Origin of the sequence: Streptomyces sp. NPDC056628 (genome assembly GCF_042792555.1) — a bacterium.
GTDB lineage: Bacteria > Actinomycetota > Actinomycetes > Streptomycetales > Streptomycetaceae > Streptomyces.
Genome location: NZ_JBHTWG010000036.1, coordinates 38,703 through 57,810 on the forward strand (window position 1 = coordinate 38,703; position 19,108 = coordinate 57,810).

At 76.4% G+C, this 19,108-nt stretch carries 4 protein-coding genes; all 4 read left to right on the forward strand.

Translation table 11 applies throughout. From position 1 onward, the window contains the following. Positions 1 to 99: 99 nt before the first annotated feature. Complete coding sequence (locus ACFRAC_RS30415; protein WP_382935187.1) at positions 100 to 1,827, forward strand: fatty acyl-AMP ligase; 1,728 nt, start codon at positions 100 to 102, stop codon at positions 1,825 to 1,827. Positions 1,828 to 1,947: 120 nt separating this feature from the next. Then, positions 1,948 to 15,477, forward strand: coding sequence for an SDR family NAD(P)-dependent oxidoreductase (locus tag ACFRAC_RS30420; protein WP_382935190.1), 13,530 nt, complete (start codon positions 1,948 to 1,950; stop codon positions 15,475 to 15,477). Between the two features lie 71 nt (positions 15,478 to 15,548). Further along, positions 15,549 to 17,936, forward strand: coding sequence for a thioester reductase domain-containing protein (locus ACFRAC_RS30425; protein ID WP_382935195.1), 2,388 nt, complete (start codon positions 15,549 to 15,551; stop codon positions 17,934 to 17,936). Further along, positions 17,933 to 19,072, forward strand: a complete 1,140-nt coding sequence (locus ACFRAC_RS30430) for an alpha/beta hydrolase (RefSeq protein WP_382935198.1) — start codon at positions 17,933 to 17,935, stop codon at positions 19,070 to 19,072. The genes ACFRAC_RS30425 and ACFRAC_RS30430 overlap by 4 nt, the downstream gene beginning before the upstream one ends. Positions 19,073 to 19,108: the final 36 nt, after the last annotated feature.

Here is a 19,108-nt window from a genome sequence, read left to right on the forward strand (position 1 = left end):
GCAAGGGGGCCCGGGCGACCGAGGCGTCTGCACGTGTCCGGCACGTGACCCTCGAGCTTCCTTCTTCGCCCACCGATCCAGACAGGTGAGACTCGCGACATGGTGCGATCCCTGGTCGACCTTCTGACCGAGCACTCGGGGCGCCACCCCGAGCGCACCGCCTACCGATACCTCGTCACCGGCGACTGCGACGGCGAGATCCAGGAGATCTCCTACGGCCGGCTCGCCCGGCGCTCCCGCGCGATCGCCGCCTGGCTCCAGGAGCGCGGCCTGACGGGCGGCCGGGCCATGCTCCTGTACCCGCCCGGCCTGGAGTTCGTCTGCGGCTACCTCGGCTGCCTCGCCGCCGGTGTCGTCGCCGTCCCCGGCGTCCCCCCGCACGGCCGCGCGGGGAACCACCGCGCCCTGACCCGGATGCGGCGGCTGATCGCCGACGCCGACGCCCAGGTGATCCTGGGTGGCCGCGAGGTGATCGAGACGCTGACCGGCCTGACGGAGCACCTGCCCGAGCTCGCCGGACTGACCTGCGTGGCCACCGAGGACATCCCCGACGACGCGGCCGGCGCCTGGCACGAACCCGACCTGGACGCCGACTCGGTCGCCTTCCTCCAGTACACGTCCGGCTCCACCTCCGCGCCCCGCGGCGTGATGGTCACCCACGGCAACCTGCTCGACAACGAGCGGATCATCACCGAGCGCATGGGGCACACCCCGGACGCCGTCGCCGAGCACGGACACGAGATGTTCGTCAGCTGGCTGCCCGTCTACCACGACATGGGCCTCATAGGCCCGGTCCTCAACACCGTCTATCTCGGCGTCACCGCCACCCTGTTCTCCCCGCTGCACTTCCTGCAGCAGCCGCAGCGCTGGCTCACCGCCGTCAGCCGCTACCGCCCGCACACCAGCGGCGGCCCCAACTTCGCCTACGAACTCAGCCTGCGGCACGCCACCCCCGAACTCCTCGACGGCCTCGACCTGAGCGCGTGGAAGGTGGCCTTCAACGGCGCCGAACCCGTGCGGGCCGCCACCCTGCGGCGCTTCGCCGACACCTTCGCCCCGGCCGGCTTCCGCCGCGAGGCCCTGTACCCCTGCTACGGCCTGGCCGAGGCCACCCTCATGGTCAGCGGCGGCACCCCGGGCACCGCGCCCACCCTGCTCCCGCCCCCCGACGGACGGCCCGACACCGCCGCCGTCGGCTCCGGCCGCCCGGCGCCCGCACTCACCGTCGTCGTCGCCGACCCCGAGCGCGGCGAGGAACTCCCCGACGGCGAGGTCGGCGAGATCTGGGTGTCCGGCGCGAGCGTCGCCAAGGGCTACTGGCGCAACGCCCTCGCCACCCGCGAGACCTTCCGGGCCCGCCTCGCCGGACACGAGGGCCGCTTCCTGCGCACCGGCGACCTCGGATTCCTGCGCGACGGCGAACTGTTCGTCACCGGACGCCTCAAGGACCTCATCGTCGTCGACGGCCGCAACCACTACCCGCAGGACCTCGAACTGACCGCGGAGACCGCCCACCCGGCCCTGCGCCCCGGCTGCACCGCCGCCTTCGGCGTGGACATTCCGGCCGGCGACGACACCGCGGCCGGCACCGAACAGGCCGTTCTCGTCGCCGAGATCGCCCCGGACGCGGCGGGCGAGGCGGAGAAGATCACCGACGTGGTCCGCAGCGCCATCGCGGAGGCCCACGGCATCGCGGTGCGCGAGGTGGTCCTCGTCCGGCCCGGCACCATCCCCAAGACCTCCAGCGGCAAGATCCAGCGCCACGCCTCCCGGGCGGCCCACCTGGGCGGCACCCTCGCCCGGATCGGGGAACCCGCCCTCGGCTGACGCCGCCCCGCCCCGCCGTACGCCGCCGCGCGCGCCGTACGACGCACACCGCGGCCGCGGGCCCACGCGCCCCCGTACACCGCGGCCTCCTCTCCGCGACCCACGAGGACATCTGTCTCCATGCCTGCGCACGAGTCCCCGAAGCAGTTCCCCGATCCGCCCCTGCGCACCCCCCAGGACGTCCGGGCCTGGTTGGAGTCGGCCGTCGCCCAGGCGACCGGACTCGACCCGGACACCGTCGACCCCGACCGGCCGCTCGCCGAACTCGGCCTGGGGTCGCGCCAGTTGGTGGCCCTGGCGGCCGAGCTGTCCGCGCTGACCGGCCGGACCCTCGACCCCTCCCTGGTCTTCGACCACCCCACGGTCGCGGCGCTCGCCGAAGCGGCCCTGGACGACGGCCCGGCCGCCCCCGCCGCACCCCGGGACCCCGTCGGCGCGGCCCCGCAGCGCCACGACGACATCGCCATCATCTCCATGGCCTGCCGGCTGCCCGGCGCCGACGACCCCGACGCGCTGTGGCGGCTCCTCGACGCGGGCCGGGAGGCCGTCGGCGACGTGCCGGCGGGCCGCTGGGACACCCGGGACCTGTACGACCCCGATCCGGAGGCGACGGGCAAGGCGTACTCCCTGCGGGGCGGTTACCTTGACGGCATCGACCGCTTCGACGCCGCGTTCTTCGGGATCTCCCCGCGCGAGGCGGCGGCCATGGACCCGCAGCAGCGGCTTCTGCTGCGGACGAGCTGGGAGGCCGTCGAACGCGCCGGCATCGTCCCCGCCACCCTGAACGGCAGCTCCACCGGCGTCTACGCCGGCCTGTACGACGGCGGCTACCTGGCCTCGGCGGGCCTCGGCCAGCTCGACGGGCACGTCGGCACCGGCACCGCGCCCAGCGTCGCCTCCGGCCGGATCGCCTACACCCTCGGCCTGCGCGGACCCGCGGTCACCGTCGACACCGCCTGCTCCTCCTCCCTGGTCGCCCTGCACCTGGCGGCACAGGCACTGGCGGGCGGCGAGTGCGACCTCGCCCTGGCCGGCGGCGCCACCCTGCTGCTCACCCCGCGCGGGCACGTCGAGTTCAGCCGGCTGCGCGGGCTGTCGCCGTCCGGGCGGTGCAGCCCCTTCTCCGCCGACGCCGACGGGGTCGTGTGGGCGGAGGGCTGCGGTGTCGTCGTCCTCAAGCGGCTCGCGGACGCCCGCCGCGACGGCGACCGGGTCCTCGCCGTCGTCAAGGGCTCCGCGATCAACCAGGACGGCCGCAGCCAGGGCCTGAGCGCCCCCAGCGGACCCGCCCAGGAACGCGTGGTGCGGGCCGCGCTCGACGCGGCAGGGCTGCGGCCGCACGACATCGACCACGTCGAGGCGCACGGCACCGGCACCCCGCTCGGCGACCCCATCGAGGGCCGCGCCCTCGCCGCCGTCTTCGGCCCGGACCGCCCCGCCGGCCGGCCCCTCGGCATCGGGTCCCTGAAGTCCAACATCGGGCACACCCAGGCCGCCGCGGGCATCGCCGGCGTCATCAAGACCGTCCTCGCCCTCCACCACGAGCGGATACCGGCGTCCCTGCACGCCGCGACGCCGACCGGGCACATCGACTGGGCGCACGGCGGACTGCGCGTCCTCGACGAGGCGCACCCCTGGCCGCGGGAGGCCGGACGGGTGCGGCGCGCCGGGGTGAGCGCGTTCGGCATCAGCGGCACCAACGCCCACGTCGTGCTGGAGGAGGCCCCCGACGCGCCGGCGCCCCGGCCCGCCGCCCCGCCCGCCCCCGCCCTCTTCCCGCTGTCCGCGCGCAGCCTCCCGGCGCTCGGCGCCCAGGCGGCCCGGCTGCTCGACCACCTCGACGCCCGGCCCGGGCTGCCCCTGCCCGCCGTCGCCGCCACCCTCGCCCACCACCGCACCCACTTCGAGCACCGGGCCGTCGTCCGGGCCGCCGACCGGGACGGCCTGCTGCGCGCCCTGCGCGCGCTCGCCGAGGGCACGGCCGACGACGACGTCGTCACCGGCCCGCCCCGGACGGCCCGCGCCGGCAAGGTGGCCTTCGTCTTCCCCGGCCAGGGCTCCCAGTGGCCCGGTATGGCCCGCGATCTCCTCGACCGCGACCCGGTGTTCGCCGACGAGCTCGACCGCTGCGACGCCGCCCTGCGCCCCTTCACCGGCTGGTCGGTGGCCTCCGTCCTGCGCGGCGACCCCGCGGCCCCGGACCTGGAGCGGGTCGACGTCGTCCAGCCGGTGCTGTTCGCCGTGATGGTGTCGCTGGCCGCCGTGTGGCGGGCCCGCGGGGTCCGCCCGGACGCCGTCGTCGGCCACAGCCAGGGCGAGGTCGCGGCGGCCTGCGTCGCCGGTGCCCTCAGCCTCAACGACGCCGCCGCCGTCGTCGCCCTGCGCAGCCGGGCCCTGACCGACCTGTCCGGCACCGGCGCCATGGCCGTCGTCGCGCTGCCGCACACCGAGGTGGAGCGCCGGATCAGCGGGCACGGCGGCGGGATCACCGTCGCCGCCGTCAACAGCGGCCGCTCCACCGTGGTGTCGGGAGCCGCGGACGCCGTGCGGACCCTGGTCGAGGGCCTGGAGCGGGAACAGGTCTTCGCCCGCGTCCTCGACGTCGACTACGCCTCCCACAGCGACCGCGTCGAGCCGGTGCGCGACGCCGTCCTCGACGAACTCGACGGCGTGCTCACCCAGGCTACCGCCGTCACCTGGTACTCCACGGTCACCGGAGCGCCCGTCACCGGCGAACTGGAAGCCGACTACTGGTACCGCAACCTGCGCGAACCCGTCCGCTTCGCGCCCACCGTCGAGCGCATGATCGCCGACGGCCACCGCTGCTTCCTCGAACTCGCCCCGCACCCCTCCCTGCTGACCGCCCTGGGCACCATCGACGAGGACCTGGTCACGGTGGGCTCACTGCGCCGCGACGAGGACGGCCCCGCCTGCCTCGACCGCGCCGCCGCCGCGCTCCACGTCCACGGCCACGACGTCGACTGGCGCCGGCTCGTGCCGCCCACCGTCTCCGTCGACCTGCCCACCTACGCCTGGGACGAGCAGCGCCACTGGATCGGGTCCGCCGCCCCGGCGGACGCGCCGGGACTCCTCGACCGGGCCGCGCACCCGCTGCTCGGCATCCAGCTCCGCTCGGCCGACGAGACCCGCTGGACCTTCCGCGACGAGTGGTCCGCGTCGACCGCCGACTGGCTCGCCGACCACACCGTCCACGGCCGCACCGTCGTCTCCGGCACCACCCTGCTCGAACTGTGCCGCGCCGCCCTCGCGGTGGCCCGCCCGGACACCGCCGCCGACGTCTGCGGCCTGCTGCTCCTCACACCGCTCACCCTGCCCGCGAGCGGCACCACCGAGGTGTCCGTCGAGGTGAGCACGGACGGGCCCACGGCCGAGGTCACCGTCCACAGCCGGCCGCGCGGCCCGGAGAGCGCCGACTGGACCCTGCACGCCACGGCGTCCGCCGCCGAGCCGTCCGAGCCGTCCGCCGACGCACCGCCCACCTGGCCCGAGGAGTCCGCACCGGCCTGGGACGAGGGCACCTACGCCCGCCTGGCCGCCCTCGGCCTCGGCTACGGCCCCGCCTTCCAGGGCGTACGCGAGGCCACCGCGACCGGCGCCGGGACCGTCCTGGCGCGGCTCTCCCTGCCGGCCACCGCGCGGGGCACCGCGGACCCCTACCCGGTCCACCCCGCCCTCCTCGACGCCGCCCTGCAGGTGGCCGCGGCCCTCGAACCGCACGACGGCCGGGCGCTGCTGCCGGTCGCGATGGGCCGCTGCGTCCTGCCGCCCGGCGGGGCCACGGACCTCGTCGCCGTCGTACGCCGGACCCAGGAACCCGGCGAGGACGTCGTCCTGGACGTCACCCTGTGGGACACCGACGGCTTCCCGGCCGGCCGGCTGGAGGGCGTGCGCCTGCGGGCCGCGCACCCGGCCGAGCTGACCGGCGGCCCGGAGCACGACCGCCATCTGTACGAGCTCGCCTGGACCCCGGTGAGCACGGCCGGCGCCGGATCGGCGGAGGAGCCCGCCGGCACGGTGGTGCGCCGGTGGCCCGCCCCGGAGCCCGCTGCCGACCCGGCCGCCACCGCCCACGCGACGGCGGCGGCCGCGCTGAGCGAACTGCGGGCACTGATCGCCCTCCCGCCGGACGAGGCCCCCGCGCGCACCGTCTGGGTCACCACGGGCGCCGTCGCGGCCACGGACACGGACACCGCCGCCGGGTACGCGCAGTCCGTGCTGTGGGGCCTGGTCCGCGGCGCGCGCGCCGAACACCCGGACCTGGGGCTGACCCTCGTCGACGTGGACACGGACGACGGGGACCTGCCGCTCTCCGCCGTCGTGGACACCGGCGAGCCCGAACTCGCCGTGCGCGACGGGCGGTTCCTCGCACCCCGCCTCGTCCGGGCCCGTCCCGCCCCGCCCGGCGCCCAGCCCGCGATCCCCACCGACGGCACCGTGCTGATCACCGGCGGCCTCGGTGCCGTGGGCCACAGGATCGCCCGCCTTCTCGCCGAACACGGCGTGCCGCGCCTGCTGCTGACGTCACGCCAGGGACCCGAGGACCCGCGTGCCGTCGGGGCGACGGCCGAACTGAGCGCGCTCGGCGCCCAGGTGGAGGTCGCCGCCTGCGACGTCGCCGACGAAGCCGCCCTCGCGGACGTCCTCGCCCGCGCCGGCGACGAGGCCCCCCTGCGCGGCGTCGTCCACTGCGCCGGCGTCCTGGCCGACGGCGTGCTCGCCGAGACGACCCCGGAGCGGCTGGCCGAGGTCCTGCGCCCGAAGGCCGACGGCGCCGCCCACCTGCACCGCCTCACCGCGGGCCTCGACCTCGGCCTGTTCCTCCTCGTCTCCTCCGCCGCGGGCGTCGTCGGCACCCCGGGGCAGGCCAACTACGCCGCCGCCAACGCCTTCCTCGACCAGCTCGCCCATCACCGGCGCGCGTCCGGCCTGCCCGCCCTCTCCGTCTCCTACGGCGCCTGGGCGGGGGAGGGGCTGGCCGCCGAGCACGCCGACCTGGAGCGCATGGCCCGCCTCGGCCACCGCGCCCTCACCCCCGAACAGGGCGGCGCCCTGACCGCACGGGCACTGCGGCACGACACCGCGCACCTGATCGCCTGGTCCCTCGACCTGCCCCGGCTGCGCGCCGCGGCGCCCGCCGGTGCCCTGTGGCGGTCCCTGCTGCCCGCACGGCCGCCCGCCCCGGCGGGCGGACCCACCCTCGCCGACCGGCTGTCCCGGTTGCCCGGGACCGAGCGCGCCGCCCGCGTCCTCGCCCTGGTCCGCGAGGAGGCCGCCCAGGCGCTCGGCCTGCGTTCGGCCGACGCGGTCCGCCCCGACCAGCCGCTGCGCGACCTCGGCATGGACTCGGTGACCGCCGTCGACCTGCGCAACCGCGTCGGCACCCGCATCGGTGCCCGGCTCCCCGCCACCCTCCTCTTCGACCACCCCACCCCGGCCCGGCTCACCGATCACCTGCTGACCACCGTCCTCGGCCGCCCGGGTCCGGCGAAGGCCGCACGGCCCGCGCACACCTCCTCCGCGCAGGAGCCGGTGGCCCTCGTCGCCATGGCCTGCAGGCTGCCGGGCGGCGCCCGCGACCCCGAGGGGCTGTGGCGGCTCGTCGCCGAGGGCCGGGACGCCGTCGGGCCGTTCCCGGCCGCGCGGTGGGACGTCGAGGCGCTGTACGACCCCGACCCGGACGCGCCCGGCAAGTCCTATGCCCGCGAGGGCGGGTTCCTCGACGACATCGACTCCTTCGACGCCGCGTTCTTCGGCATCACCCCGAAGGAGGCGGCGGCCATGGACCCCCAGCAGCGCCTGCTCCTGGAGACCGCCTGGGAGTCGCTGGAACGCGCCGGCATCGTGCCCGCCGACCTCGCGGGCAGCAGCACCGGCGTCTACGTCGGCATGTTCGGCAGCGACTACCTCTCCGGCACCCGGCTCGACCAGCTCGACGGCTACGTCGGCACCGGCTCCGCCCTGAGCGTCGCCTCCGGCCGGCTCGCGTACACGCTCGGGCTCAACGGCCCCGCCCTCACCGTGGACACCGCGTGCTCGTCCTCCCTGGTGGCCGTGCACCTGGCGGCGCAGGCACTGCGGTCCGGCGAGTGCGACCTCGCGCTCGCCGGCGGTGTCACGCTGATGGTCACCCCGGGGACCTTCGTCGAGTTCAGCCGGCTGCGCGGGCTGTCCCCGACGGGCCGCTGCCGCTCGTTCTCCGACGCCGCCGACGGCGCCGTCTGGGCGGAGGGCGCCGGCATGCTCGTCCTCAAACGCCTCGGCGACGCGCGGCGCGACGGCGACCGGGTGCTGGCGGTGCTGCGCGGCACCGCCGTCAACCAGGACGGCCGCAGCCAGGGCCTGTCCGCGCCCAACGGCCCCGCCCAGGAGCGGGTGATCCGCCGCGCCCTGGAGCAGTCCGGGCTGCGCCCCGCCGACATCGACCACGTCGAGGCGCACGGCACCGGCACCACGCTCGGCGACCCGATCGAAGCGGGCGCGCTCGCGGAGGTGTTCGGCGCCTCCCGCCCCGACGGGCGTCCGCTGTACGTCGGTTCGCTGAAGTCCAACGTCGGGCACACCCAGGCCGCCTCGGGCGTCCTCGGCCTGATCAAGGTCGTGCAGTCCCTGCGCCACGGGACCCTGCCGCGCACCCTGCACGCCGATCCGCCCAGCCGGCACGTCGACTGGGCGGACAGCGGGCTGCGCCTGCTGCACGAGGAGAGCGCCTGGCCCGCGTCGGCGGACCGGGTGCGGCGCGCGGGCGTCAGCGCCTTCGGGATCAGCGGCACCAACGCGCACGTGATCGTGGAGGAGGCGCCGCCCGCGCCCACCCCAGCGCCCCCCGCCGAACCCCTCACCGGCCCACGGCTGTTCGTGCTGTCCGGCCGCGGCGAGGCCGGGCTGCGCGGGCAGGCCGCCGCCCTCGCCCGGCACCTGGCCGGCAGCGGCACCGACCTGCACGACGTCGCCCACACCCTGGCCCGCCACCGCGGCCACTTCGAGCACCGCGCCGCCCTCGTCGCGGAGGACCGCGACGAGCTGAGGACCGCCCTGACCGACCTCGCGGCGGGCCGGCTGACCCTGCCCGGCCGCCGCGAGGACCCCACCGGAAAGGTCGCCTTCCTCTACGCCGGGCACGGCGGCCAGTGGCCCGGCATGGCCCTGGACCTGATGAGCGACTCGGAGGAGTTCGCCGCCGAGCTCACCAGGATCGACGAGGCCGTGCAGCGGCACGCCGGCTGGTCCGTGCTCACCGCGCTGCGGGCGCCCGAGGAGTTCTCACCGCTGGAGCGCACCGAGTACCTCCAGCCGGTGCTCTTCGCCGTCAACGCGGCGCTCACCGCCGCCTGGCGTTCGGTCGGCGTCACCCCGGACGCCGTGGCCGGGCACAGCCTCGGCGAGATCGCCGCCGCCCACAGCGCGGGCGCCCTCGGCCTGGACGACGCCGTGGCCGTCGTCACCGCCCGCGCCCGGGCCGTCGTCCCCCTCGCGGGACGCGGCGGCATGCTCTCCCTGGACGTGCCGCGCGACCGGGCCGAGGAACTGCTCGCCCCCTACGCCGGGCTGCTGTTCGTGGCCGCCGTCAACGGCCCGAACGCCACGGCCGTGTCCGGCGACGCCGACGCCCTGGCCGACCTGCGCCGCGGCCTGGACGCGCAGGGCGTCGGGGCGCGGCCGCTGTCGACGCCGTTCGCCTCGCACACCCCGCTGATGGCCCCGGTCCGCGAGGACCTGCTCGCCCGGCTCTCCGGGGTCCGGGGCACGCCCACGGCGACCCCGCTGTACTCGACGGTCCTGGCGGAGCCCCTGCCCGGCGAGCGTCTCGACGCCGCGTACTGGTACGCCAACCTCAGCGAACCCGTGCGCTTCGCCGACACCGTCCGGCGCCTCCTCGAGGACGGCCACCGCTACTTCGTCGAACTCAGCCCGCACCCGTCGCTGGGCGCCGCCGTCGAGGCGGTGGCGGCCGAGGCCGGCGTCGACGCGGTCGCCGTCGGCACCCTGCGCCGCGGCGCGGGCCGGCGCGACACGCTGCTGCGTTCCCTGGGCGCGCTCCACACGGCCGGCCACACCCCCGACTGGACGGCGCTGTTCCCGACGGGCCGCCGCGCCGACCTGCCGACCTACGCCTTCGCCCGCGAACGCCACTGGCTCGCCCCGGCCCCGGCGACCGCGCCGGGCACCTCACCGCTGCTGGGCGCGCACGTCGAGGCCAGCGACGAACCCGGCCGGCACCTCTTCCAGACCGAGGTGGACCTGCGCGACGGCCGCTTCGCCTACCTCACCGACCACCGCGTGACCGGCGAGGTGTGGCTGCCCGGCGCGGCCTTCCTGACCATGGCGCTGGAAGCCGCCCGCACCGTCCAGGACGACGGCGAGGTACGGCTCACCGACATCGGCTTCCTCCAGCCGCTGCGCCTGGACGCGTCCCGGCCGGTCCGGCTGCAACTCGTGCTGCGGCCCGCCGTCGACGGCGTCCGGGACTTCACCGTCTCCGCCGCACCCGCCGGCGACCCGGACGCCCGCTGGGAACGCCACGTGACCGGCCGGGTCACCACCGCCCCCGCCGCCCCCACCGAGGACGACCCGGCCGCCCTGCGCGCCCGCTGCACCGAACCCGTCGACCTCACGGCCGTCCACGCCACCCTGGCCACCCTCGGCATCGAGTACGGCCCCGCCTTCCAGGGCCTGGAGTCGGGCCGCCGTTCCCCCACCGCCGCCGTCGCCCGCCTCACCGACCGGCCCGCCGCCGGACACCTCCTCCACCCGGCCGTCCTCGACGCCGCCTTCCACACGGCCGCCCTGCCCGCCGACGCCCCGCAGGGCCGCGCGTTCGTCCCGGCCGGCGTCGGCGACCTCCGCCACACCGGGCTGCGCACCACCCCCGCCCGGGTGACCTGCGCACTGCGGTCCGTCTCCGGCGACACCGCCACCCTGGACCTGCGCCTGTACGACGAGGACGACCGGCTGCTGCTGGAGGCGAGGGACTTCCGGCTCGCCGCCCTCTCCCCGCTCGACGGGGCGCTGTTCGAGACGCGCTGGCAGCCCCGCCCGGCCGCCGCCGAACCCCCGGCACCGGGCACCTGGCTCGTCCTCGCCGACGCGTCCGGCGTCACCGCGGACCTGGCCCGGCGTTTGGACGGCTCCGTACCCCACGTCATCGCCCGCGCGGGCACCGAGTTCGCCGAGGAAGGGCCGGGGCGGTACGTGCTCGACCCGGCCGACCCGGACCAGCTGGCCCGGCTGCTCGACGAGGCGTTCCCGCACGAACCTCCCCGGCACGTCGTGCAGTCGACCGCGCTCGACGCCCCCGCGATCCAGGACGGCCCCACGGCCGGGGAGGCGGCCCGGCTGGGCTGCCTGAGCACCCTGCACCTGGTCCGGGCCCTCGCGGACCGCGCCTGGGCGCCCCGCCTCCACATCGTCGTACGCGGCAGCCAGGCCGCAGGCGACAGCACCCACGTCACCCACCCCGAGCAGGCGCTCGCCTGGGGCTTCGGCCTCACCGTCGCCCAGGAGCACCCCGAGCTGCGGACCACCCTGGTCGACCTGCCGCCCACCGGCGGCGCCGACGCCCTGTGGACCCAGCTGCGCCACGCCGACGACGAACGCCTCGTGGCCCTGCGCCCCGACGGACGCCACGTTCCCCGGCTGGCCAGGACCCGCCCGGACGACTCCGGACGCCCCGCCCCGACCGGCGCCCACCTGATCACCGGCGGCCTGGGCGGCCTCGGCCGGGTCGTCGCCGAACGACTGGCCGGGCGGGGCGCCCACCGACTGGCCCTGCTGGCCCGCAGCGCACCCGACGACGACGCCCTCACCTGGATCGACGGACTCCGCGAGCGCGGAGTCACGGTGCACGTGGCCCGCGCCGACGTCACCGACCGCGCCGCTCTCACGGCCGCGCTGGACGGCGTGCGCGCGGCGCTCGGCCCGATCACCGGGGTGGTGCACACGGCCGGTGTCCTCGACGACGCCACCCTCGCGCACCTCGGCGCCGACCGCGTCCGGTCCGTCCTCGCCCCCAAGGTCCTGGGCACCGCCCTGCTGACCGAACTGGTCCCGGAGGCCGAGGACCTCGTGCTGTTCGCGTCCGCGGCCGGGCTGCTCGGCTCCGCCGGGCAGAGCGCGTACTCCGCCGCGAACGCCTTCCTCGACGCGTGGGCCCACCACCTCGCCCTGCGCGGACGCCGGGCCCTCAGCCTCGACTGGGGCGCCTGGGCCGGTGTGGGCATGGTCGCGGGGTCCGACGCCCGCGCCGCGCAGACCGCCCGCTCCGGACTGGTCGCCCTCTCCGCCGGGGACGGCGGTGAACTGTTCGAACGGGTGCTGACCACGTCCCGCCGGCAGCTCGCCCCGCTCGCCCTGGACTGGGAGCTGCTGGCCCTCGACCCCGACGCCGTCCGCACCCGCCCGATCCTCGCCGACCTGGTGACCGTGTCCGCCCCGGCCACGGGCGCCGACGAGCTCGTCGAGAAGGTGCTCGCGGCGACCGACGACGCCGAACGGGCCGTCCGGCTGGAGGCGTACGTCCGCACCAGGATCGCCGAGATCTCCGGTGGCGCGGCCCAGGTCCCGGCGACGACCGCCCTGAAGGAACTCGGCCTCGACTCGCTGATGCTGGTGCGGCTGCGCAACGCCTTCGCCCGTGACCTCGGCGTCGAACTCCCCGCCGCCACCGTCTTCTCCGCCTCCGACCTGCGCGGCCTCGCCGAGGCGCTGCGCACCGCCCTGCCCGGGCGGACGGTCACCGCACGGGACGACGCGGACGGCACGGCCGAGGTCCCGGCCGAGGAACGCCTCCCCGCGACCCGCGACGTCGTACGGCTGCTGCGCAGCGCCCGGCCCGGCATGCCCGAGGCCGCCCACGCCGTCGGCCTCGCCGTACGCCTCACCGCACCCGTCACCCGCGCGACCCTGACCGGCGTCCTCGACCGCCTCGTCGCACGGCACGCCGCCCTGCGCACCGCCGTCACCGACCCGGACGGCGGGGGACGTGTGCTGCGTGTGCGACGGGACCTCGCGGCGACACCGCTGCGCTGGACCGTCGTCCCCGACGGCGCGGAACCGGACGCCGAGGGCGGGCTGCGCGCCCTCCTCGAACCCCCCTTCGACCTGGCCACGGTACCCCTGTGGCGCTTCGAGCTGCTGGACGGCGGCGAGCGCGGCCAGATCCTCGTCTACGGCGCCCACCACGCCGTCAGCGACCTGCAGTCACTGCTGCTGGTGGCGAGCGAGATCGACGCCGAGCTGACCACGGGACCCCTCGGGGACACCCTCACCAACCGTGAGGCGCACCAGCTGATCGAGGCGCAGCGCGCCGACGGGCCCGGCGGGACGGACGGGTGGCACGAGATGTTCCGGGGCAGCGCGCGCCTGGACCTCACCCTGAGCCGGCCCCGCCCGACGACCCGCACCTACCGGGCCGGGAGCGTCACCCTGCCGATCCCCGACGGACTGTCCGAACGGATCGCGGCCGCCGCGAGCGCGCTCGCCGTCACCCCGGCCGCCTTCTGCCTGGGCGTCCTCACCGTGCTGCTGGCCCGCAGGCGCGAGCGGGAGCGCTTCGTCCTCGCCGTGCCCGTCGACACCCGTATCCACGCCGACGCCTACGACGCGGTGGGCTTCTTCGGAGTGCCGGTGCCCTTCCCCGCCGAGGCGCGGGCGGGGGAGCGGATCGAGGAGGTGCTGCGGCGTACCGACGGACGCCTGGAGAAGGTGCTGACGAAGGGCGCCATGTTCTCCGACGTGCTTCCGGTGCTGGCCGAGGAGGGCCTCTACCGCGCCGACGCGCCCCTGGTCGAGGTGTACTTCAACCACGTCCGCTCCGGCGGCGGCCTGAAGACCCTGGAGGTGCTGCCGGCCGGGACCGGCCACTCCGACCTCGACCTGATGGTCACCATGACGCCGGACGCCGGACGGATCCGGCTCGACCACAACCTCGACATCCTGGACGCCGCCGCCGTCACCGGGCTCGGCGAGGAGCTGCTGCGGCTCCTCGCGGACACGGCGGACGACCCGTCCGGCCCGGTGCGCGCCCAGGCGCCGGCGGCCGGGCCCGGCCACCGCCTCGCCCTCGCCGCCACGTTCGCCCTGGGCAACCTGCCGCAGATGTGCGAGGCGGCTGTCGGCGCGGTGACCCCCGGCGCCCCGGTCGGCGTCGCCGAAGCCCCTTACCACCAGGTGCCGGCCGCCCTGCGCGACCCGTCGGGCGTCTTCGCCGACCCGGCCACGACCGCGGGCGTCGTCCTGCTGCGGGCCACCGACCTGCAGCGCTTCGGCCCGGTCGACGACGACCGGCTGGCCGAACTGCGCACGGCCTACCCGGCCGCCGTCCTCGCCGCCGCCGAACGCGGTCGCACCCCGCTGATCGTCGGCGTCCTGCCCTGCGCCCACGCCGACGAACGCCTCGCCCGATGGGAACGGGAGGTCGCCGCCGACCTGGCCGAGGTGCCCGGCGTCGCCGTCCTCGGACCGGACACGTGGACCCGGGACCACGGCGTGGACCAGCCGTTCGACGAACGCACCGAACGCCTCGCCCATCTGCCGTTCACCGCGCCCTTCCAGGCCGCGGTGGCGCTGCGCCTGGCCGAGGCCGTCCGTGCCGCGCACCGCCCGGCACCCAAGGTGATCGCGGTCGACGGCGACGAGACCCTGTGGGGCGGCGTGGCCGGTGAGGCCGGTCCCGAAGGCGTCGAACTGGGCGGCGCACGGGCCCTGCTGGCCCGCCGGCTCCTCCAGTGGCGGACGGCGGGCGCGCTGCTCGCCCTGGTCAGCAACAACGACGAGGACACCGTCCGCGCCGTACTGGACCGCCCGGACAGCCTGCTGAAGGCGGAGCACTTCAGCGTGATCTCCGCCGCCTGGGAACCGAAGCCGGACCGGCTGGCCGAGGCGGCCCGCACCCTCGGCCTGGGCCTGGACAGCTTCCTGTTCCTCGACGACAACCCGGCCGAGATCGCCCGGATGCGCGCCGCCGCACCCCAGGTGCTCTCGGTGACCTGCCCGGACGCCGGCGAACTGCCCGCGTTCCTGGACCGATTGTGGCCGGTGGTCCCGGTGGCGGCCACGGCCGAGGACGCGTTGCGCGCGCGGTTCTACGCACAGGAACGGCAACGGGACGCCGTGCGCGAGGAGACCGGGTTCGAGGAGTTCCTGGACCAGCTGCGGCTGGAGGTCGACGTCCGGGCCCTGACCGACGCCGACGTCGGCCGCGCCGAACAACTCGTGCGCCGCACCAACCAGTTCACCCTGCGCGCCCGCTCCGCCGACGGCGGTGACGTCCGCCGCTGGCGCGAACACGGCGAGGTGTGGACGGCGTCCGCCCGCGACCGCTTCGGCGACTACGGCCAGATCGGCCTCCTCGCCCTGCGCACCGAGGGAGACCGGCTCGACGTCGCCGGCTGGCTGCTGAGCTGCCGCGCCCTCGGGCGGGGCGTCGAGGAACGCCTCCTGGACTGGCTGGCCGGACGCGCGGAGGAGCTGGGGTGCGCCGAGGTCCGGCTGACGGCACAGCGCACCCCCCGCAACACACCGGCGCGCCGGCTGCTCGCGGCGCTGGGCGGAGGAGACCTGGACGACGACCGTCTGGAGGCCGTCGTCACCCCGGACCGGCTCCGGGCGTTCCGCTCCTGGCGGCGGCCGTGACCGGTGCGGGCCACGATCGACAAAGAGGCAAGACGACTTGTGAAGGGCTTCCATGCGTGAGGTGAACTTCGGTGCGTGAGGTGAACGAGAACGGGCCGGCGCCCGCCGACCGGCGGGCGACCGCCGAGGCGATCGAGCGGGGCGGCATCGGCCTCTCGGTGACCGACCTGCTGGCCAGGGTCGCGCCCGGGGCCGAGCCGCCGCCGGAGGCGCGGCAGCCGCACCCGGCGGCGCCCGCGGGCCCCGAGCCCTCCGCCGCGCCCCGCGACGAGGCCGCCCTCGTCCTTGCCGTCGCCGCCCTGGCGGGCCGCTACGTCCCCGCCGGTCATCTGCCGCCGGACGCCGACTTCTTCGACGCCGGCGGCACCTCCGTGCACGCGGTCGAACTGGTCGCCGCGCTGGAGGCGGACCTGGGCCTGACGATCGAGCTGGACGAGGTGTTCGCCGACGCGCGGCCCGCCAGCCTGGTCCGGCGCGCGGCTGGGAGCACAGGGGTCGTGGCGGCCGTGGAGGAGTCCGCCCCCCACGCGACGACCGAGGCCGGGACCGCCGCGCCGGGACTCCTCGTCCCCGCACCGCGGGCACCCGCCCTCCCCGTACCGTCTCCCGCCGGCCCCTCCGACGCGGTTGCCCGGCCCGAGGACCTGGCGCAGATCCTCGCCGACCTCTCCCTGGCCGACCGGCTGCCGTTCGTCGGGTCGCCCGAACCCACCCCGCCCCGCCGGGTCCTGCTGACCGGTGCCACCGGGTTCCTCGGCAGCCATATGCTCCTGGACCTGCTGCGGCACAGCGACGCCCATGTGTACTGCCTGGTCCGCGCCGCCGACGAGGAGGCGGCCCTGGCCCGGCTGGGCGAGGCGCTCAAGGGCTACGCGCTGCCCTGGTCGTCGGAGGTCCGCCGGCGGATCACCGTCCTCCCGGGCGACATCCGCGAACCCCGCCTGGGCCTGTCCCCCGACCTCTGGGACCGCCTCGCCGGGGAGCTGGACAGCGTCGTCTCGGTCGCCGCCGCCGTGGACTTCCTGCGCGGCTACCCGTCGCTGCGGGCGAGCAACGTGCTCGGCGCGCTCACGCTGGCCGAACTCGCCGCGACCGGCCGCCCGAAGCCGCTGCACCACATCTCCTCCGTCGCCGTCTTCAACGAGGTCGGCATCCCCTCCATGGGCGAGGACGACCCGCTCGCGCACATCGACCGCCTCGTCGCCGGCTACGACCAGTCCAAGTGGGCCGCCGAGGTCGCCCTGCGCCGCGCCCGCGACCACGGCCTGGTCGTCACGGCCCTGCGGCCCGGCGGGATCGGCGGGCACACCAGGACCGGCGCCTACAACGCCCAGGACCTCAGCAGCGGCCTGCTGTCGGCGTTCGCCCGGTACCGCTCGGTCCCCGCCTTCCGGCACCTCAACGCCGCCCCGGTCGACTGGGTCAGCCGGGTCGCGGTCGCCGCGATCTGCGAACCGGACGCCTGGGGATTCGACTACCACCTCACCGGCGTCCCCAACACGCTCGACGACGTCGTACGCGACATGGCCTTCGGCGGGATGCACGTGCGCGTGCGGGACTGGGAGGAGTGGCGCGCCGACACGCTCGCCCGTCTGGAGGCCGAGCCCGTCCCCGAACTCGGCTTCCTGACCCGGGTGCTGCGCAGCCCGACCGCCCTGAAGCTGTGCGAGGCCACCCTGACGGGCCCGGCGGCCACGGCCGACCGCACCGACGCGCTCGTCGACGCGCTCGGCCTGCCGCCCGCCGCCCGCTACGACGCCCGGGCGCAGCTCAAGACGTTCGAACGCCTCGCCGGTGACGGCCTGGCCCGGCTGCCGCACAAGGACGACCAGCCCTACCTGTGGTTCTCCGAGACGACCGAGGGCGGCGTCGGCCCGGTGGGGGCCGCCCCCGACGGGCCCTGCTCGATGGCCCTGACCCTGTCCGTGGCGAGCATGCACCAGCTGGTGACGGAGCGGCGCGTCGACGTCCGCGGCGAGGTCACCTGCCCGGCCGCGCACCCCGCACCGCTCACCGTGACCCGCGGCGACGTCTGGGTCCGCCCCGAGGAGGGCATCCCGCACCGCCACGGCCTGCGCCACCCGCTGCTGCGCTACCGCCTGGAGCTGACCGACGCCGACGGGGGCCGCTGGTGGCTGGAGGGGCACAAGTACGCCCGCGCGCGCCGCGACCTGTGGCGGCAGACCCGGACCCTGACGGTGGAGCTGGGCCGGGAGGGCGAACCGGCGAGCCTGGCGGGCGAGGTCGTCGTCCCCGCCGACACCTACGTACGCGACCAGATCGACGGCATCCGGGTGGACCCGCGCCTGACCGGCCGGGAGAAGCGCGCCGCCAAGCTCACCTGGCTCGCCTGGTTCGGGCTGGAGATGAGCCGGGGCCTGGCCGGTCCCTTCGCCCGGGCCGCCGCGGACCTGCTCGACCTGCGCCGCACCCCGAACCCCACGGAGAACCACCGATGATCTTCCGCACGACCGCCTCCCGCACGACCCGGCCGGCCCTGCGCCGGGTCCGCAGCACCGTGACGCCCCGGCCCCTGCGGCACCGCCTCGACCCGGCCGCCGTCGAGGAGATCCCGCTGCGGGCGGGCGACGGGGTGCGCCTGGGCCTGACCCGCGTGGACCCCGGCGAGCGCGGCCGGCCCGCCGTGCTGCTGCTGCACGGGCACACCGCCTCCGCCGACATGTTCCTGCTGCCGGAGACCCGCAATCTGGTCGACGTCCTGCTGGACGACGGCTACGAGCCCTGGCTGCTGGACTGGCGGGGCAGCTGCCGGCTGCCGTACAACGAGACCGGCGGCCGCTACACGTACGACGACGTGGCGCTGCACGACATCCCCGCGGCCGTCTCCCACATCCGGGCGCGGATCGGTGACCGGCCGCTCTTCGTGGTCGCCCACTGCATCGGCTCCCTCACGCTGTCGCTGAGCATGACGGCGGGTCTGGTGCCCGGGCTGGCCGGGGTGGTGTCCCAGGGCGTCTTCCTCACGCCGAAGCTCGCGGGCCGCACCTCTGTGCGCATGACCCTGGCGGGCGAGCTGCTGAAGTCCCGTGTCGACCACATCCCGGTCGACTTCCGCAAGGTCGGCCTGTGGTCGAAGTACACCCCGCTGTTCGCGCTCGCCTCGCGCGGGGCCGACTGCCCCGACCCCACCTGCCAGATCCTGCACCACTCGGCCTGGGGCACCGGCGCCTCCCTGTTCGTCCACGAGCACCTGTCCGCCGCCACGCACGACCGGCTGGCCGAACTCCTCGGTCCCGCCCCGCTGTGGATCCTGCCGCACCTGCGCCGGATCGAACTGGCCCGTACGGTCGTCCGCTGGCACGACACCGACCACCGCTACCGCGCCCTGCCGGAGAACGCCCTGGACGCCGCCGACCGCATCGACACCCCCGTGCTGCTCCTGTCCGGCAGCGAGAACGGGCTGTGGCTCGACTCGCAGAAGCTGTGCCACGACGTGTTGGCCCGCCGCCGGCCCGAGCTGGACGTGCGCTACACCGAGATCCCGGGCTACGGGCACCTGGACACGTTCCTCGGCCGGGGAGCGGCCCTCGACGTGTTCGGCCACATCCTCGACTTCCTCGGCGAACGCCGGTGACGGCGGGCCGCACGGCCGGATACCGTACCGGTCAGT

Excerpts from the sequence above, each read along its gene's own strand:
- ACFRAC_RS30430 (WP_382935198.1), top strand. The coding sequence starts at position 17,933 with ATGATCTTCCGCACGACCGCCTCCCGCACGACCCGGCCGGCCCTGCGC.
- ACFRAC_RS30420 (WP_382935190.1), top strand. The coding sequence starts at position 1,948 with ATGCCTGCGCACGAGTCCCCGAAGCAGTTCCCCGATCCGCCCCTGCGC.
- ACFRAC_RS30415 (WP_382935187.1), top strand. The coding sequence starts at position 100 with ATGGTGCGATCCCTGGTCGACCTTCTGACCGAGCACTCGGGGCGCCAC.